The sequence below is a fragment of the Marinomonas sp. TI.3.20 genome (genome assembly GCF_038155025.1).
GTDB classification, from domain to species: Bacteria; Pseudomonadota; Gammaproteobacteria; order Pseudomonadales; family Marinomonadaceae; genus Marinomonas; species Marinomonas flavescens.
Genome location: NZ_JBAKAS010000161.1, coordinates 1 through 206 on the forward strand (window position 1 = coordinate 1; position 206 = coordinate 206).

Below are 206 nucleotides of genomic sequence, written 5' to 3' on the forward strand. Positions count from 1 at the left end.
ACTTTCAGGAAAGCTGACTACAGCTGATGGCAAGACAATTACTGCTGACGGCAAGGTGCTGGATACGGCCACTGGCTCTGATGTTACAAAAGACCAGCTAGACGGCATGCTGTACGACGGAAAAGCGACCTACGTTGATAAAAACGGGCAACTTCGCTATGCGGATGGGTCACCTGTTTTAGATGAAAATGGGGAATCTGTTTTTT

The 206-nt window shown here is 47.6% G+C and carries 1 protein-coding gene; it reads left to right on the forward strand.

Going from position 1 to position 206, the window contains the following annotated elements:
• Window positions 1–206: hypothetical protein (locus V6259_RS19995; RefSeq protein ID WP_341586018.1), on the forward strand; the 206-nt coding region annotated here is incomplete at both ends.